The sequence below is a fragment of the Actinoplanes sp. NBRC 101535 genome (genome assembly GCF_030269225.1).
GTDB classification, from domain to species: domain Bacteria; phylum Actinomycetota; class Actinomycetes; order Mycobacteriales; family Micromonosporaceae; genus Actinoplanes; species Actinoplanes rectilineatus.
The window spans coordinates 1-15,020 of the sequence record NZ_BSSY01000036.1 but is presented as its reverse complement, the minus strand read 5'-3'; the positions used below and the strand labels follow the sequence as shown (position 1 = coordinate 15,020).

General features: G+C 71.2%; 15 protein-coding genes. 8 read left to right on the top strand and 7 right to left on the bottom strand.

The genetic code is table 11. From position 1 onward, the window contains the following. The first annotated feature begins 92 nt into the window (after positions 1-92). The gene (locus QSK32_RS44850; RefSeq protein WP_045746800.1) at positions 93-3,209 is read left to right on the top strand and encodes an RICIN domain-containing protein; all 3,117 of its coding nucleotides are present in this window, start codon (positions 93-95) and stop codon (positions 3,207-3,209) included. 62 nt (positions 3,210-3,271) lie between these two features. On the opposite strand, the gene QSK32_RS44845 is transcribed toward QSK32_RS44850, so the two are convergent. The 3 genes from QSK32_RS44845 to QSK32_RS44835 form a co-directional block, all read right to left on the bottom strand. After that, positions 3,272-3,601, bottom strand: coding sequence for a PE domain-containing protein (locus tag QSK32_RS44845; RefSeq protein ID WP_157411452.1), 330 nt, complete (start codon positions 3,599-3,601; stop codon positions 3,272-3,274). Beyond that, positions 3,598-3,915, bottom strand: a complete 318-nt coding sequence (locus tag QSK32_RS44840; RefSeq protein WP_285475491.1) for a YbaB/EbfC family nucleoid-associated protein — start codon at positions 3,913-3,915, stop codon at positions 3,598-3,600. Before QSK32_RS44840 ends, QSK32_RS44845 begins: the two co-directional genes overlap by 4 nt. A 229-nt stretch (positions 3,916-4,144) precedes the next feature. Further along, positions 4,145-4,861, bottom strand: a complete 717-nt coding sequence (locus QSK32_RS44835) for a DivIVA domain-containing protein (protein ID WP_045746797.1) — start codon at positions 4,859-4,861, stop codon at positions 4,145-4,147. A 407-nt stretch (positions 4,862-5,268) separates the two neighbouring features. Here QSK32_RS44835 and QSK32_RS44830 point away from each other — a divergent pair, with 407 nt between their 5' ends. Beyond that, a complete protein-coding gene (locus QSK32_RS44830; protein ID WP_285475490.1) occupies positions 5,269-5,601 on the top strand; it encodes a winged helix-turn-helix transcriptional regulator in 333 nt (110 codons plus the stop codon). Positions 5,602-5,687: 86 nt separating this feature from the next. Here QSK32_RS44830 and QSK32_RS44825 read toward each other — a convergent pair whose 3' ends face one another. Further along, positions 5,688-6,035 (bottom strand): hypothetical protein, encoded by a 348-nt coding sequence (locus tag QSK32_RS44825; RefSeq protein ID WP_045746818.1) that lies wholly within the window; start codon positions 6,033-6,035, stop codon positions 5,688-5,690. A 96-nt stretch (positions 6,036-6,131) separates the two neighbouring features. On the opposite strand from QSK32_RS44825, the gene QSK32_RS44820 reads away from it, so the two are divergent. The 3 genes from QSK32_RS44820 (at position 6,132) to QSK32_RS44810 (ending at position 9,604) form a co-directional block, all read left to right on the top strand. Then, the gene (locus tag QSK32_RS44820; protein WP_045746795.1) at positions 6,132-6,653 is read left to right on the top strand and encodes a MarR family winged helix-turn-helix transcriptional regulator; all 522 of its coding nucleotides are present in this window, start codon (positions 6,132-6,134) and stop codon (positions 6,651-6,653) included. 272 nt (positions 6,654-6,925) lie between these two features. Continuing rightward, positions 6,926-7,768, top strand: coding sequence for a discoidin domain-containing protein (locus tag QSK32_RS44815; protein WP_285475489.1), 843 nt, complete (start codon positions 6,926-6,928; stop codon positions 7,766-7,768). A gap of 45 nt (positions 7,769-7,813) precedes the next feature. After that, the gene (locus QSK32_RS44810) at positions 7,814-9,604 is read left to right on the top strand and encodes a Xaa-Pro dipeptidyl-peptidase (protein WP_285475488.1); all 1,791 of its coding nucleotides are present in this window, start codon (positions 7,814-7,816) and stop codon (positions 9,602-9,604) included. Positions 9,605-9,666: 62 nt separating this feature from the next. On the opposite strand, the gene QSK32_RS44805 is transcribed toward QSK32_RS44810, so the two are convergent. Both QSK32_RS44805 and QSK32_RS44800 read right to left on the bottom strand, forming a co-directional pair. Next, complete coding sequence (locus tag QSK32_RS44805; protein ID WP_285475487.1) at positions 9,667-10,119, bottom strand: hypothetical protein; 453 nt, start codon at positions 10,117-10,119, stop codon at positions 9,667-9,669. Between the two features lie 30 nt (positions 10,120-10,149). Next, entirely contained in the window at positions 10,150-11,007 is an 858-nt protein-coding gene (locus tag QSK32_RS44800) for a LysR family transcriptional regulator (protein ID WP_245674253.1), read from the bottom strand. A gap of 127 nt (positions 11,008-11,134) precedes the next feature. Here QSK32_RS44800 and QSK32_RS44795 point away from each other — a divergent pair, with 127 nt between their 5' ends. The 3 genes from QSK32_RS44795 (at position 11,135) to QSK32_RS44785 (ending at position 14,535) form a co-directional block, all read left to right on the top strand. After that, positions 11,135-12,514 (top strand): NAD-dependent succinate-semialdehyde dehydrogenase, encoded by a 1,380-nt coding sequence (locus tag QSK32_RS44795; protein WP_285475486.1) that lies wholly within the window; start codon positions 11,135-11,137, stop codon positions 12,512-12,514. 58 nt (positions 12,515-12,572) lie between these two features. Further along, positions 12,573-13,325: an SGNH/GDSL hydrolase family protein gene (locus tag QSK32_RS44790; RefSeq protein WP_245674252.1), complete on the top strand. Its 753-nt coding sequence runs from the start codon at positions 12,573-12,575 to the stop codon at positions 13,323-13,325. Between the two features lie 100 nt (positions 13,326-13,425). Further along, entirely contained in the window at positions 13,426-14,535 is a 1,110-nt protein-coding gene (locus QSK32_RS44785; RefSeq protein ID WP_285475485.1) for a hypothetical protein, read from the top strand. A 4-nt stretch (positions 14,536-14,539) separates the two neighbouring features. Here the strand turns inward: QSK32_RS44785 and QSK32_RS44780 are convergent. Further along, positions 14,540-15,020 (bottom strand): hypothetical protein (locus tag QSK32_RS44780; protein ID WP_285475484.1); only part of this gene is annotated, 481 nt, incomplete at its 5' end.

The window sequence follows — 15,020 nt, the reverse complement described above, 5'->3', positions numbered from 1 at the left end:
TTGACATCGATCGACGGGCGTCGTGACAATGCCGCTGATGTTTACGCAAACATCATTGCCCCCGTAACAGTCGGTTTCCCCTGAGGAGACATATGACGTTCCGAGAAGGCCTGGCCGCCGCGGTTCTGGGCGCCGGCCTCGTGCTCGTTCCCCTCACACCGCCGCCACCGGCCGCCGCCGCGGACACCACCGCGTCCGCCGTCACCATCACACCCGACCCGTCCTACCAGGGCCCGGCCTGGGAGGGCTGGGGCACCAGCCTGGCCTGGCTCGCGCACGCCACCGGCGGTTACCCCGACGAGATCCGGGAACGCCTCGCCGACCTGCTCTTCTCCGACGACGGCCTGAACCTCAACATCGCCCGCTACAACATCGGCGGCGGCAACGCCCCGACCGTACGGGACTACCTGCGTCCGGGCGGCGACGTCCCCGGCTGGTGGAAGGCGTCCGAGCAGTACACCCCGGCCGACAAGGACTGGTGGGACCCGGACGACCCGGCGGACTGGGACTGGGACGCCGACGCGAACCAGCGCTGGTGGGTCGACCGGATCAAGAGCGAGGTCGACCACTGGGAGACCTTCAGCAACTCGCCGCCGTGGTTCCAGACCGTCAGCGGGTACGTCTCCGGCGGCTTCGACGCCACCACCGACCAGATCCGCGCCGACACCGCCGACGACTTCGCCACCTACCTGGTCCGCGTCACCGAGTACCTCGAACAGGCGCACGGGATCACGGTGGACACCATCGAGCCGCTCAACGAGCCGAACACGAACTACTGGCGTACCCAACTGGGAGCCGACGGCCAGCCCACCGGCGGCCGTCAGGAGGGTGCCCACGCCTCCCCCGCGCTGCAGGCGGCGATCATCGAAGCGCTTCACCGGGCCGCGCCGGACCGGAGGATCGCGGCACCGGACGAGACCAACCCGGGCACGCTCATCACCGACTGGTACGGCCTGACCGATCCCGCCCGCGCCGCGGTGGACCGGATCAACGTGCACACCTACGGCACCGGCCAGCGCACCGCGGTCCGCGACATCGCCAAGGCCGAACAGCGCCCGCTCTGGATGAGCGAGATCGAGGGCAGCTGGGGCAACGACTTCACCAGCATGAACTCCGGCCTCGGCATGGCCCAGCGGATCATCGACGACCTGCGGGAGCTGGAGCCGTCGGCCTGGGTGCTGTGGCAGCCGGTCGAGGACGCCGACAACATGGTCGCCGAAGGCAACCTGCAGTGGGGCTCGATCCACGTTCCCTTCGATTGTGACAGCTCGGATGATCTGACCACCTGTCCGATCCAGACCAACACGAAGTTCGACACGATCCGGAACTTCACCCACTACGTGCAGCCCGGCGACCACGTCGTCAAGGTGGACGACACGCACAGCGTCGCCGCGGTCCGCGCCGACGGCAAGGGCGCCACGGTCGTGCACGCCAACGCCGCCACCACCCCCGCGACCGTCCGCCTGAACCTCGCCAAGTTCCAGACGATCGCCACGAACGCGACCGTCACCCCGGTCGTCACCAGCGCCACGGGCAAACTCGTCCGCGGCACCCCGGTACGCGTCACCGGCGGCCAGGCCACCCTCACCGTGCCCGGCCAGTCCGTCACCACGTTCCTGGTCGAAGGGGTGTCCTCGGCGGATCCCGGGGCCGCCCACCTGCGGGCCGGTCACACGTACCGCCTCCAGAGCGTGGCCGGCGGCCGCTCACTGGCCCCCACCGCCACCGGCACCCTGGCCATCCGGACCGGCGCCGCCACCGCCGAGCAGCTGTGGACCGTCACCCCGGCCGGCGGGGACGGCACCAACCGGGCCCGCTGGACGCTCACCAACGCCGCGGATGGCAAGCGCCTCGCGGTCCGCGGCGGCACACCGGTCGTGGAACCCGCCACCGCAAGCCCCGACGACGGCGCGCTCTGGGTCGCCTCGACCACCGGCGACGGCACGTACACGCTGATCAACGTGGCCGCCCGGCGACTGCTCGACGTCTCCGGCGGCGGCACCGCCGACGGCACCGCGGTCGGCGTCTGGCAGCCCTCCTCGGCGACCAACCAGCGCTGGACGATCAAGGACGAGACGGTGACCGGCACCGAGACCGTGCAGACCTACACCGTGCCGGGACGGGCCCCGGCGCTGCCGGCCACCGTCACCGCGACACTGGCCGGCGGCGGGACCACCACCCTGCCGGTGACCTGGACCGTCCCGGCCGGACAACGCTGGATCAAGCCGGGCGTCGTCAAGGTCCGGGGCACCGCCACCGACGTACGCGGTCAGGCCGTCACGGCGACCGCCGAGGTCACCGTGGATCTCTTCACCGCCACCCGGCCGGCCCGCGCCAAGACCTACGTGAACGGTCAGCCCGCGCTGCCGGCGACCGTGGTGGCCACCGGCACCCACGGCGGCACCGCGAACGTACCGGTCACCTGGTCGTCCGGGACGTTCGGCGCCACCGGGGTGGTCACCCTGACCGGCACCGCGACGGTGGTACCCGGCCGCACCCTGAAGGCGACCGTCCGGGTCCAGGTCACCGAGCCGTCGGAGAGCGTCGCCGACGGGGTGACCGTGGCCGCGTCGTACACCGAGGGCGGCTACACCACGACCGGCCTCACCAACGGCGACACCACCGACAAGGCCTGGTCGAACTGGAAGTCCTCGGGCCGCAACCCGGCCGAGACACTCACCCTGACCGTGCCGGCCGGACGCGAGCCGAGCCGGGTCGTCACCCACTTCTACAAGGACAACGCGTCCGGCGGCGGCCTCCCGGCGAGCATCCAGGCGGGCGTCGCCACCAGCGACGGATGCCGGCCGGCCGGGTCGCCGGTGCCGGTGGGTGCGGCCGGCCCGCTCTCGGTGGATCTCCCCGTCCCGGCCGGCTCCGCCGGTCCGATCTGCCTGGTGCTCACGGCGGTGCCGGACGGCTATCTCACGGTCGCCGAGATTCAGGTGTACGCGAAAGCCCCCGGTGCCGGGACCGACGCGACCGTCACCGGGTTACGTGTCGACGGCGTGCTGTTCCGCGGCTTCGACCCGGACACGCACACGTACCGGGTCCTGGTGAAGAACCCGAACCGGGCGACGGTGACGGCGGAGACCCTCGACCCGTACGCGACGGTGGCGGTGACCCGGGAGGGCCAGCTGCACATCGTGACGACGACCAGTGAGGACGGGAACACCCGCAGCGTCTACCGGGTGCACCTGGTCCGGCGCTGACCGACCGCTCCGCCCGGCGGCCGCCACCGCCGGGCGGAGTGCTCTCCGGCCACATCAGCGGCTCAGGCTCCGGGCAGGCCGCCTGCGGCGTACAGGTCGGCGGCGGCCGCCTCGTCGGCCTCGACCACCGCGCGCGCCTCGAAGACCAGGGTGGCCGCCGCGAAACCGAGCTGTTCGGTGTACGACCCGAGCGCCACCATCGCCTGCCCGAGCACCGCCTGGTAGGCCACCGCGAACACGCTTGCCGACTCGTCGGCGCCCCACGGGCCGGCCGATCCGGTGATCGTCGCCTGCAGGGCCGCGTTCTCCTCGGCCAGCCGCTGTGCCACGCCGGCCAGCTCCCGGCCGCAGGCGGCGACGATCTCCGGGTCCAGGTGCAGCCGCGCGCTCACCACTGCCGGGCCGCCCGCCGGTTGATGTCGTACAGCGCGGTGGAGATCTCCGCGAAGCGGCGCTCGGCGGTGTCCGTGGTCTCGTCCAGGAGGGCCGTCAGCCGCTCCGGATCGACGGGGGTGCCTCCCGGACCGGCCGGGCCGGTCACGGCCGTCTGCGCCGCGGTGAAGGCGGCGATCAGTGCCCGCCGCAGCTCCTCGGTGGCCAGATAGGCAACGCTCGGGTCGAGCCTCAGGTCGTGCAGCCGCCCGGCGTTGTCCAACTCCACCCGGACCCGGCCGTCGGCGGCCTCGCCGGCCCATACGTCGTTCATGGTTCACCACACCCCGTCCCGGAGACCTGTCGCCGGGATGTACCACGGCGGCGCGGGGTTCGTTCACCGCGTCCCCGCCCGGTGTCCGGCACCGCGGGGTTCGTTCACCGCGTCCCCGCCGGATGCCCGGCACCGCGGGATCGTCAACCGGGTCCCGCCGGATGTCCGGCACCGCGGGGCTCGTGCGACCGGGTCCCCGCCCGGTGTCCGGCACCGGGCGGGGTGGACGTCAGGGCAGCTCGCGGGACGACAGCTCACGCGACGACTGGGCGTCCGGCGTGCTGGTCAGGTCCATCAGCTGCTGCGTGACGTGGTTGGTGAGCGCCTCCTGGTAGCTCTGCGCGAGCTGTCCCAGGCGGTCGATCTCGTCGAGGGCGGAACCCCGCTTCTCCACCAGGCTCTCCATCGCCTCGGTGTGGTTGCGGCGGGCGTCGCTCTCGATGGTGGCGGCCTTGAGCTGCGCCTCGCTGGTGATCTGCTCCGACTTGTTGCGGGCCGTGGAGATCAACGAGTCGGACTCGCGCTGGGCGTCACGCATGTGCTCGTCGGCGGTCCGCTGCGCCATCATCAGCACCCGGGCGTTGCGGTCGTCGTCACCGACGGTGGGCATCGCGCCGGACGGCGGCTGGCTGCGGGCGCGCTCGAGCTGCGACTGGACGCTGCGCGCGTTCTGCTCGGCGCGGGCCCGGGCCTCCTGCAGGCGCTCGAGCTGCTGGGCGAGGTCGGCGAACTCGTTGTTGAGCACCATCGTGGAGGCCGCGCTCGGCGGGGCTCCGGGACCACGCTGGAGGGTGTCCTTCAGCGCGCCATTCTCCTCCAGAAGGCGGATCAGCTCCTGCTCGACCTCGTCGAGGAAGGCGTCGACCTCCTCCTCGTCGTATCCACGCTTGCCTATCGGCGGCTTCTTGAAGGCCATGTTGTGAATGTCTGCTGGAGTGAGCGGCATCGCGTTTCTCGGTTCCCGTCTGTTGCGATCGTGCGGCCCGAAAATCCTACGCAACGGCCCCCGCCCGGGCGCCGTGGGCATGATCACCGGATCCGACATCCGGACCCGACCGCCGAAGGGTACCGGTTCACCGGCCCGTTCGCGGGCGAGAGACCCGGGTCACCCCCCGTTCGCGGACTGTACAGACAGCTGCTCCGACGTCTGCTCCGGCGATGACCGAGGCCGATCCGGGTGGCATTAGTGCACACCCGCTGCACGAAGACAGCAATCGATCAGATCGCATATAAGCCGCACAAGCGACCTAACCCCGGCAAAAACCGTCTCTTGTGTTGCCGGTCACACGTTCGTCGACCGAACGTTGATCGGACGTCGATCGGACGTCATGCCGGTGATGATGGTCTGACCGGATGCACGACGTCCGAGTGGTCACCGAACCCCCCACCCGCGCGATCGCGGCGATCTCCGGTCGCTGGGTGCTGCAGATCCTCTGGGTCGTGCTGCACAGCGGTGGGATGCGGTTCACCGAGATCCAGCGGCGGATTCCGGGTATCAGCCCGCCGATGCTGAGTGGACGGCTGCGCCGCCTCGAGGAGGACGGCCTGCTGACCCGGATCCAGCACGCCGGGGCACCGCCGCGGGTGGAGTACTCCCCCACCCCGCTGGCCGAGCAGCTCCGTCCACTGCTCGACGAGCTGGGCCGCTGGTCACGGGACCACTTCGACCCGCCCCCGGGCGGATGACCCCACGCGACATCCCCCGGGCGGTGGACACGGCCGGGAGTCCGGCGAGTGCCTGCCGCCGGGCCTCCCCGTCCGCGTCCGGGCGGTCAGCGCCAGAAGACGGCGACCGCGGCGTTCACCAGGGTCAGCGTGAGGATGCCGATGAAGTGGCCCTTGTTGACCTCGTCCCGCTTCCGCGGGACGAACACCATGATGAAGATCAGCACGGCGAAGAGCAGCTTCACGCCGAGCTTGATCGGGTCGGGTTCGTGGTCGCCGCCGCCCCGCAGCGGCGCGGACAGCGCGATGCCGCTGACCAGCTGGATGATCGAGCCCCAGAGGACCGCCGGGTTGATCCGGATCCTTCCGGACAGGAACTGAGCCACCGCGCCGCCGAGCAGCAGCGCGAACCCGACCAGGTGAATGAAGAGGAGAATCAGCCGAAGTGCTTGCACGAGCAGGAAGCTTGCCAGCAGAGATCCCGCCACCGGCCGCCGGGGTGGCCCGCCACCAGCACTTCTGATCCACTCCGGGGCCTACCATCGGCCCGCATGACGGATCGGCACCCCTTCGACGCCGGCGAGCAGGCGGCCCGCGCCCGCATCGGACAACTCGGACCGGACCTGGACCTCGACGCGGCACGGACGGCCGCCGCCGTGCACCGGGCCGCCGCCGCACTGCGGGCCCACGTGACCGCCGAGGTGCTCCGCCCGCACGACCTGAGCTGGACCGGTTTCGCGGTGCTCCGGGCGGTGTGGATCGGCGACGGGCTGGAGACCCGGTACGCCGCCGACGCGGCCGCCGTCTCGAAGGCCACGCTGACCGGAGTGGTCCGCACACTCCAGAGCCGTGGGCTGCTGGCCCGGGAGCCGCGGCACGACGACCGCCGGCTGGTCCAGCTGCGGCTGACCCCGGCCGGGGCGGCACTGCTGCGCGAGATCTATCCCCGGTTCAACGCGATCGAGTCGCGGGTCATGGGCGGGCTCCCCGCACGGCGGTCCCGGGAGTTGACCGCCGGACTGCGGACCATCGTGACCGGCATCGAACGGCTGCGCGACGTAGCCGGTGCATGACCAGCGGTAACGCGAACCGCGCCCATCGTGGAGTGACTGGCATCACATCTGCGGACGTCCTCGCACGATCCGGCCGTGACCGGGCCGGAAGTGGACAGTCCTGGTGTATCGCCGGACACCGTCATACGTCAGGATACTGCGCGTCGTTGCGCGCGAGAGCCGGAGGAACTGTTGTGGAGGGGTCAGATGACACCCGTCAGCCCACGGGTGACGATCCCGGCGCGGAGCACCCGCAGCGGTCGTCCCGCGCGGACAGCCTGAGGCTGGGCCGGATGCCCGCGCGACCGGCCCCGCGCACGGGTGGCCCGGTCCCGCACGAGAGACCGGCCGGACTCGGCGGCTTCGGCACCGTCACGCCAGGCGTACCCCACGAAGAACCCGCCCAGGACGCGGCGCAGGCAACCGGCCCGCGCCGCACGGGGTGGTTGATCGGCGGCGGCGTCGCCCTGGCCGTCGCGCTGACCGCGGGGACCACCGCCTTCGTGTACGAGACCATGCCGGCCGCCTCCACCACGGTCACGCCGGGCACGTCCGGGGCCGCACCGGTGGAGTACCCCGCTTTCGAGACCCCGTCGGCGGCCGGCACCGCCTCCTCACCGTCCCCCGCCGCCTCCGCCTCGGCCACCACCTCGATCTCCGCCTCGGTGACGGTGTCGCCCTCGGAGTCGCCCACGTCTGCGGCGCCCAGCGCGACCAAGGCCGCGGCCCCGGCCGGCAAGAAGAACCCTTCCGGGACGAACCTGGCACTGAACGCCACCACCACCGCCTCCGGCACCGAGGGCGACCCGTGGCGGGCGATCAACGCCACCGACGGCGACCCGTCCACCCGGTGGTCCAGCGCCTTCACCGACCCGCAGTGGCTCAAGGTCGACCTGGGGCAGCGCTGGGAGCTCTCCGAGGTGACGCTGATGTGGGAGAACGCGCACGGCGTCCGGTACCGGGTGGACACCTCGGTGGACGGCAAGACCTGGAAGACCCTGTGGTCGACCACCGCCGGCAAGGGCGGCACGGTCAGTGTCGCCGGCAAGAGGACCGTCGCCCGGTACGTCCGGATGTACGGCACCGAGCGGTCCAACCAGTACGGCTACTCGCTCTTCGAGTTCCAGATCCGCTGACCGCGGGGGACACCGGCGATCGATGCCTGGCGATATCGTGACGCGATGCGACTCGCATGGATCGCCGTTCTCACCGCAGCCCTCACCGCCCCGGCCGTCCCCGCGTCCGCGGCGCCGCCGACGGGCACCCAGCCGGTCTACGACTACACCCAGGCCGTCCGCGAGGAGGTCTGGGTGCAGAGTCAGGTGGACAGTGACGCCGACGGCCGGCCCGACCGGGTGGCCGTCCGGATCATCCGGCCGTCCACCGACCGGAGGGTGCCGGTCGTCTTCCAGGCCAGCCCGTACTACGCCGGCCTCAACGACGTGCCCAACCACGACGACATCGACCGGACCGGTGACGACGCCGCGCTGAGCGCCGCCGTGGCCGCGAACCGGGCCGAGGCGATCACCTTCGCCGGATACCTGGACAACTACTTCGTCCCGCGCGGCTATGCGGTGGTCTTCGCGGACAGCCTGGGCAGCGGCGGCTCGGAGGGCTGCCCGACCACCGGCGGGCGCAACGAGACCCTCGGCATGAAGGCCGTGGTCGACTGGCTCAACGGACGGGCGCCCGGCTTCGACGCCTCCGGCGCTCCGGTCACCGCGGGCTGGTCCACCGGGCGGACCGGGATGATCGGCGCCTCCTACAACGGGACGTTGCCCAACGCGGTCGCCACCACCGGGGTCGAGGGACTGGAGACCATCGTCCCCATCGCGGCCATCAGCAGCTGGTACGACTACTACCGGGCCAACGGCGGAGTGGTCGCGCCCGGCGGGTATCAGGGTGAGGACACCGACGTACTGGCCAAGGCGGTGCTGACTCGGAAGAATCCGGAGATGTGCGCTCCCGTCATGGCGGCTCTGGAGCGTGATCAGGACCGGATCACCGGGGACTACAGCCGGTACTGGGCGGAACGCGACTATCTGCGCGACGTGGACGAGGTGCGGGCCAGCGTGCTGCTGGTGCACGGGCTGCACGACGACAACGTGCGCACCCTCCAGGCGGGTCAGTGGTGGGACGCGCTGGCGGCGCGGGGTGTGCCGCGCAAGATCTGGTTGCATCAGGCCGGGCACACCGACCCCTTCAACGTACGCCGTGAGCAGTGGCTCTCCACTCTCCACCGCTGGTTCGACCAGTGGCTCTACAAGATCGACACCGGGATCATGCGGGAGCCGGTCGCCGACGTGGAGATCGCCCCGAACCGGTGGGTGACGTCGCGGACCTGGCCGCTTCCCGACGGACGGGAGAAGTCGCTGCGACTGAGCGCCCTGTCCCCCACCGTCCCGCAGACGTTCGTGGACGACCCGGCCCGGACGGCGGCCTCGCTGACCGCCGACGAGACGGCTGTCGACCCGAACCGGCTGGCCTACCTGACGCAGCCGTTCACGAGGGCGACCCGGCTCTCCGGGACCCCGTCGGTGACCGTGAAGGCGGCCCTGAGCGGGGACTCGCCCTACCTTACGGCGCTGCTCGTGGACTACGGGCCGGCCGAGCGTTACGCCGGACTGCGCACGCTGACCACCCAGGACTGCATCGGGCCCGGCATCGAGGGCGATCCGGGGTGCTTCAACCGGCGGGAGTACGTGACGGCCACCACCCCGTACGAGATCGTCACGCAGGGCTGGCTGGACGTACGCAATCGCCTCTCCCCGGCCCGGACCACGCCGGTGCGGGACGGGCGGTCGTACACCTTCCGCTGGGACCTGCAGTCCACGGATCACGTCTTCGCGGCCGGTCACCGCCTGGGGCTGGTCCTGATCTCCACCGACCGTGACCACACGCTGCGCTACCCGGCCGGGACCGTCGTCACGGTCCAGCCCGGGCAGTCGTCCCTCGCGGTCCGCCTCTCCTGACCCGGAGGTAGTTCTTCGGTTCGACGCTCACACCCGCAGTGGGTGTGAGCGTCGTGCCGTACCTACGACGGTCCGTCCGCCGCCGGGGCGCCGGTGACCAGGGCCAGCCTGAGCAGTTCCTCGTCGACCTTGCGGATGGCGAAGTCGTGCAGCCCGCTGAGCGTCCCCAGGGTGAACGCCGCCTGATTGCGGAAGTACAACTGCCGGTCCGACCGCGCGAGCGTGGCCTGCGGCGGGACGATGACGGTCTCGCGCGCCGGCGAGCTGTGCCACACGGCCTCCGCGCCCGGGGTGAGATGCAGCCAGCCGCCCCTCGGCACGACGACCTCAGCCGCGCCGACACGCCGTTTGCGGGCCTGCCCGACGGTCCACGTCATGCAGAACATCTTGAAGGGCTGCCCGTTGCCGAAGGCCTCGAGGTCCCGGGCCGGATCACGGCGCTTGACGCCCGCCCGGGCGAGCCACGATTCGAGGGGTGTGAAGGAGCCGGCCGATCGGCGGATCTTGGGAGACATGGGCGACAGCTTGTCACGTATCGATCAGCCTCAGTCGGGGGGTGCGTCGTAGCGGGCCCGGACGAAGGTGCCCAGCCGGGCGGCGAAGGCCTCGACGGTCGCCGCCGCGGGATGGGCCGGATCCCAGACCGCGGTCAGGCGGATGGTCAGGCGACGTCCGCCCAGGTCGATGCTCAGCGGGACCAGGCCGTAGCGCGGGTCGTCGGAGGCGACCGCGATGCCGCGTCCGGCCGCGGCCAGCGCCTGGGCGACCGTGCCGTTGGCGGCCTCGATCGGCACGCCCCGGCTCAGCCCGGCCTCGGTCAGGGCGGCGTCCAGGGCCTGCCGTGCGGTGAAGGCGGCCGGCAACACGATCAGCGGCTCCGCCAGTAGCTCCGCCAGGGTGACGGCGTCGCGGGCGGACCACGGATGGCCGGCTGTGACGTACGCCCAGACGGGCAGCACCGCCAACGGCCGGCAGGCCAGCGGCGGCGGCTCGCGGGTGGTGCCGACGGCCAGGTCGGTGCCGAGGCGCAGCGTCTCGGCCGGGGTGCGGCCGTCCGCGCCCAGCACGTCGATCGTCGGGTCGTCCGGGGCCAGGGTGGCGATGAACGGGGACACCACGTCGGTCAGCGTGACCGTGGGCGCGCCGATGGTCAGCCGGTGCAGGCCGCCCTGGGCGTGCAGGGCGGCTGCCCAGCGCAGCGCGTCGGCCCGGGTCAGGACGTCACGGGCCAGCGGCAGCAGGGCGCGGCCGGTGGTGGAGAGTTCGAGACGGCCGCCGACCCGGTCGAACAGGGGGACGCCGAGTTCGCGTTCGAGCTGGCGCAGCTGGCGGGACAGGCCGGGCTGGGTGAGGTGGAGGCGGTCCGCGGCGGCGCTGACCGTGCCTGCCTCGACGACAGTCACGAAATACCGTAAAGCGCGTAACTCCATCATGCCTCCGGGGCATAGTCGGACTGCCTCAACGGTAATGGACGGGCATAGCAGCAGCTCGGACACTAGAGGTGTACCGCCCCCGAACGGAGGAGTCCCTGTGAGCATTCCGGTGATCGACCCGGCGACCCTGGAAACCGTGGCCACCGTCGCCGACCACGGACCCGGCGAGGCCCGGCAGGCGGTCGACACCGCGGCGGCGGCGTTCCGGGACTGGTCGCGGACGGCACCCCGGCGCCGGTCCGAGGTGCTGCACAAGGCCTTCGAGCTGATGCTGCGGGACCGCGACGAGCTGGCCCTGCTGATCAGCCGGGAGAACGGCAAGTCGCTCGCCGACGCGACCGGCGAGGTCACGTACGCGGCCGAGTTCCTCCGCTGGTTCGCCGAGGAGGCGGTACGCCCGGGAGGCGAGTACGGATCCGCGCCGGCCGGCGGTGCGCGTACCCTCGTCTCGCACCGGCCGGTAGGTGTCGCCGCGCTGATCACGCCGTGGAACTTCCCGGCGGCGATGGTCACCCGCAAGATCGGCCCGGCGATCGCGGCGGGATGCACCGCCGTACTCAAGCCGGCCGCCGAGACCCCACTGACCGCGATCGCGATCGTCGAGCTCCTCGTCGAGGCCGGGCTGCCGGACGGCGTGGTCACCGTGGTCACCACCAGCGATCCGGCGAGCGTCGTCGGCACCTGGCTGGACGACCCGCGGGTCCGCAAGATCTCGTTCACCGGCAGCACCCCGATCGGCCGGATCCTGCTGAGGCAGGCCGCCGAACGCGTGGTCAACTCGTCGATGGAGCTGGGCGGCAACGCGCCGTTCGTGGTCACCGCGGACGCCGACGTGGAAGCCGCGGTGGCCGGGGCGATGATCGCGAAGTTCCGCAACGGCGGCCAGGCGTGCACCGCGGCGAACCGGTTCTACGTGCACGACGCGGTCTACGACACGTTCGTCGCCCGGTTCGGCGCGGAGGTCGAGAAGCTGACCGTGGGCGCGGCCGCCGACGGCGCGGCCATCGGTCCGCTGATCAACGAGAAGGCGCTGGTACGGGTCCGGGCCGCCGTCGAGGAGACGATCGCCGAGGGTGCCCGGATCAGCCACCGGGCGGCGGACGGGCCGCAGACGGGCTGGTTCTATCCGCCGACGGTGCTCGCCGACGTGCCCGCGACGGCGGCCATCCTGCAGGAGGAGATCTTCGGGCCGGTCGCGCCGATCGCCCGCTGGACCGACGAGGAGGAGCTGCTGACGCTGGTCAACGACACCGAATACGGGCTTGCCGCGTACGTCTTCGCCGGTGATCTGCGACAGGCGGTGCGGATCGGCGAGGCGATCGACGCGGGCATGGTCGGCATCAACCGGGGCCTGGTCTCCGACCCGTCGGCGCCGTTCGGTGGGGTCAAGCAGAGCGGCCTGGGCCGGGAGGGCGCCCGCGAGGGGCTGCGCGAGTTCCAGGAGACCCAGTACCTGAGCGTCGACTGGGGTCTCTGACCCGGCGGTCCTTTCACCCGATACGGTGATCAGCTGTGCCGAGTCTAGGGGGACGGGAATGACGATGCGGTATGTCGCCATCGGGGACAGCTTCACCGAAGGGCTGGGCGACACGCTCCCGGACGGCACCGAGCGGGGCTGGGCCGACCTGGTCGCGGCCGGTATCGCCGCCGGTGAGGGCGAGCCGATCGAGTACGCGAACCTGGCGATCCGTGGCCGCCTGCTGGCTCCGATCGTCACCGACCAGCTCGACGCGGCCCTGGCCCTGTCGCCGAAGCCGACGCTGCTGTCCCTCAACGGCGGCGGCAACGACATGCTGCGGCCGGGCAGCGACATGACGAAGCTGATCGCGATGACCGAGCAGGCGGTGCAGCGCTGCCTCGACGCGGGCGTCCGGGTGCTGCTGCTCAGCGGCCCGGACCCGTCCGACCACCTGCCGTTCGGCGCGTCGATGCGCAAGAAGGGCGACCAGCTCACCGACACGGTGGCCGCGTTCGCCGCGGACAAGGACCTGACGTTCGTGGACATGTTCCACGACAAGGAGATCCAGAAGCGGCAGTACTGGTCGTCGGACCGGCTGCACCTCAACGAGGCCGGCCACCGGCGGGTGGCGAGCCACGTGCTGGCGAAACTGGGGTACCCGGTGGAGGCGCACATCGTCGACCCGAACCCGCAGACACGGAGCATCGTGAACGAGCTGCAGTACTACCGCGAGCACGTGCTGCCGTGGATCAACCGGCGTTTGCGGGGCCGGTCGTCCGGCGACAACCGGACCGGCAAATTCGTCTCCTGGACCCCGATCCCCGGATAGCTCACGCGATCGATCGCTGATCGACGCCGATACGTTGAGTTGATGGTCACCGGTCTCATCAGGCGAGGCCGCGGTGATCGTTCCGTATCATCGGCACCCTATGTCTGCGGGGAATAGACGGCGCGAGCCGCACATACGGTCATCTGTCGAGCGCGTCCAGCGCACCGAGGGCAAGCGCGCCCAGCGCACCAAGGGCAAGCGTGTTCAGCGCACCGAGCCCGCCGCCGACCGGACGGTCAACTGGCTGTGGGTGTGGATCGTCTGCGTACTGCTGGCGACCGTGGTCGGCATCGGGCTGGGCGCCTCCCCGGCGTCGATGGTCGTCGGGGACGGGCTCGCCGCGGGCCTCTGCTGGATGACCGGCTGCGCCGACGGCGGCCTGGCACTCATCGGCTGGGCGCTGACCCTCGTGCCGTTGGTGCTCGTGCTGGTCACCTGGTTCCTGTTCCCGCACAGCGGCACCCGCGGGCGGGTCGTGCTGCTCGCGCTGGGGACGATGACGCTCACCTTCGTGGTGCTGATGACGCCGGACCCGCGGGACCGGATGAGCGGGGACGGCGCGGCCTTCCTCGCGGACGGGATGCTGTGGGGTGTCGGCACCATCATCGTGGGCGCCGTGCTGCTGGCGGTCGGACTGGGCATCAACCGGCTGTTCTCCGGTTCCGGGTTCATCCCGTTCGTCTGCGTGAGCACCACGCTGGTCCTGGGCGGCGTCTTCACGTACGCCGACAACCACAACGACGACGCCGAGGCGCTGGTCACCGCGGCACAGCTCTTCCCGGACGCCACCCTGACCAGCGCGGGATCCACCCTGACCCGGGTGTCGGCGTCGGACTGGCAGGGCTGCTCCGGTCAGTACCCGAAGTGCGGGCACACCGCCGAGTTCGCGTTCACCACCACCGACAGCGACGCGGTCACCCACGTGGAGATCATCTGGTTCTCGAGCGCCACCGACGCGTGGGACGCCGAGAAGACGGTGCTCCCGTCGGACGACCCGACGGCCCTGCGGGTCTCCACCGTCAACCACGAACACGTGATGGTGGCGACCGTCAAGCACGCCGACGGCCGGACCATCCACTCGTCGGAGGAGCGGTGGCTACGCTGGCCCGCCGCCCAGATCAACCACGTCCTCCGCAAGAAGGTCGGCTCCAACCCGCGGCGGGTGGGGCCGCTGCGCACCTCGGAGACAGCGGCCCCACTCCACCTCTGACGCCTCAGGCGATCAGAACCTCGATCGACTCAGCCGCCAGCACACGATCGACAGCGGTGTCCGGATCTTCGGCGACCAGCCGGTCGGCGATCTCGCCAGCCTGTGGATCATTGTTGAACCTGTAGTTGATGACCTTGAAGACGGCGGCCCTGGCAGTCTTGGCGCGCGCATCACGGATGACGCTGGAATCATTCAGATCAAAGGCCATGATTCTCCTCCAATGTTCTTCCACTTTAACGCTGCTCAGACGGACACCTACAAGGGCGGACGCCATCCCGGCCAGACCGATGGCGGTGTCCTGATCCGCCACGGTGCGGATCATTTTCAGGGCGGCTTCGAAGATGTCGAGTCGTTCGGCGTCCGAGGTGGCTTTGCCGAGGGCTGCCAGGGGTGCGGTGGACGGGTCGGCGAGCAGGGTGTTCGGGTTCATGTCCCGGACGTTGAAGACCGGTGCCCCGAAGGTGGCCTGGCCGTCGTCGAAGTCG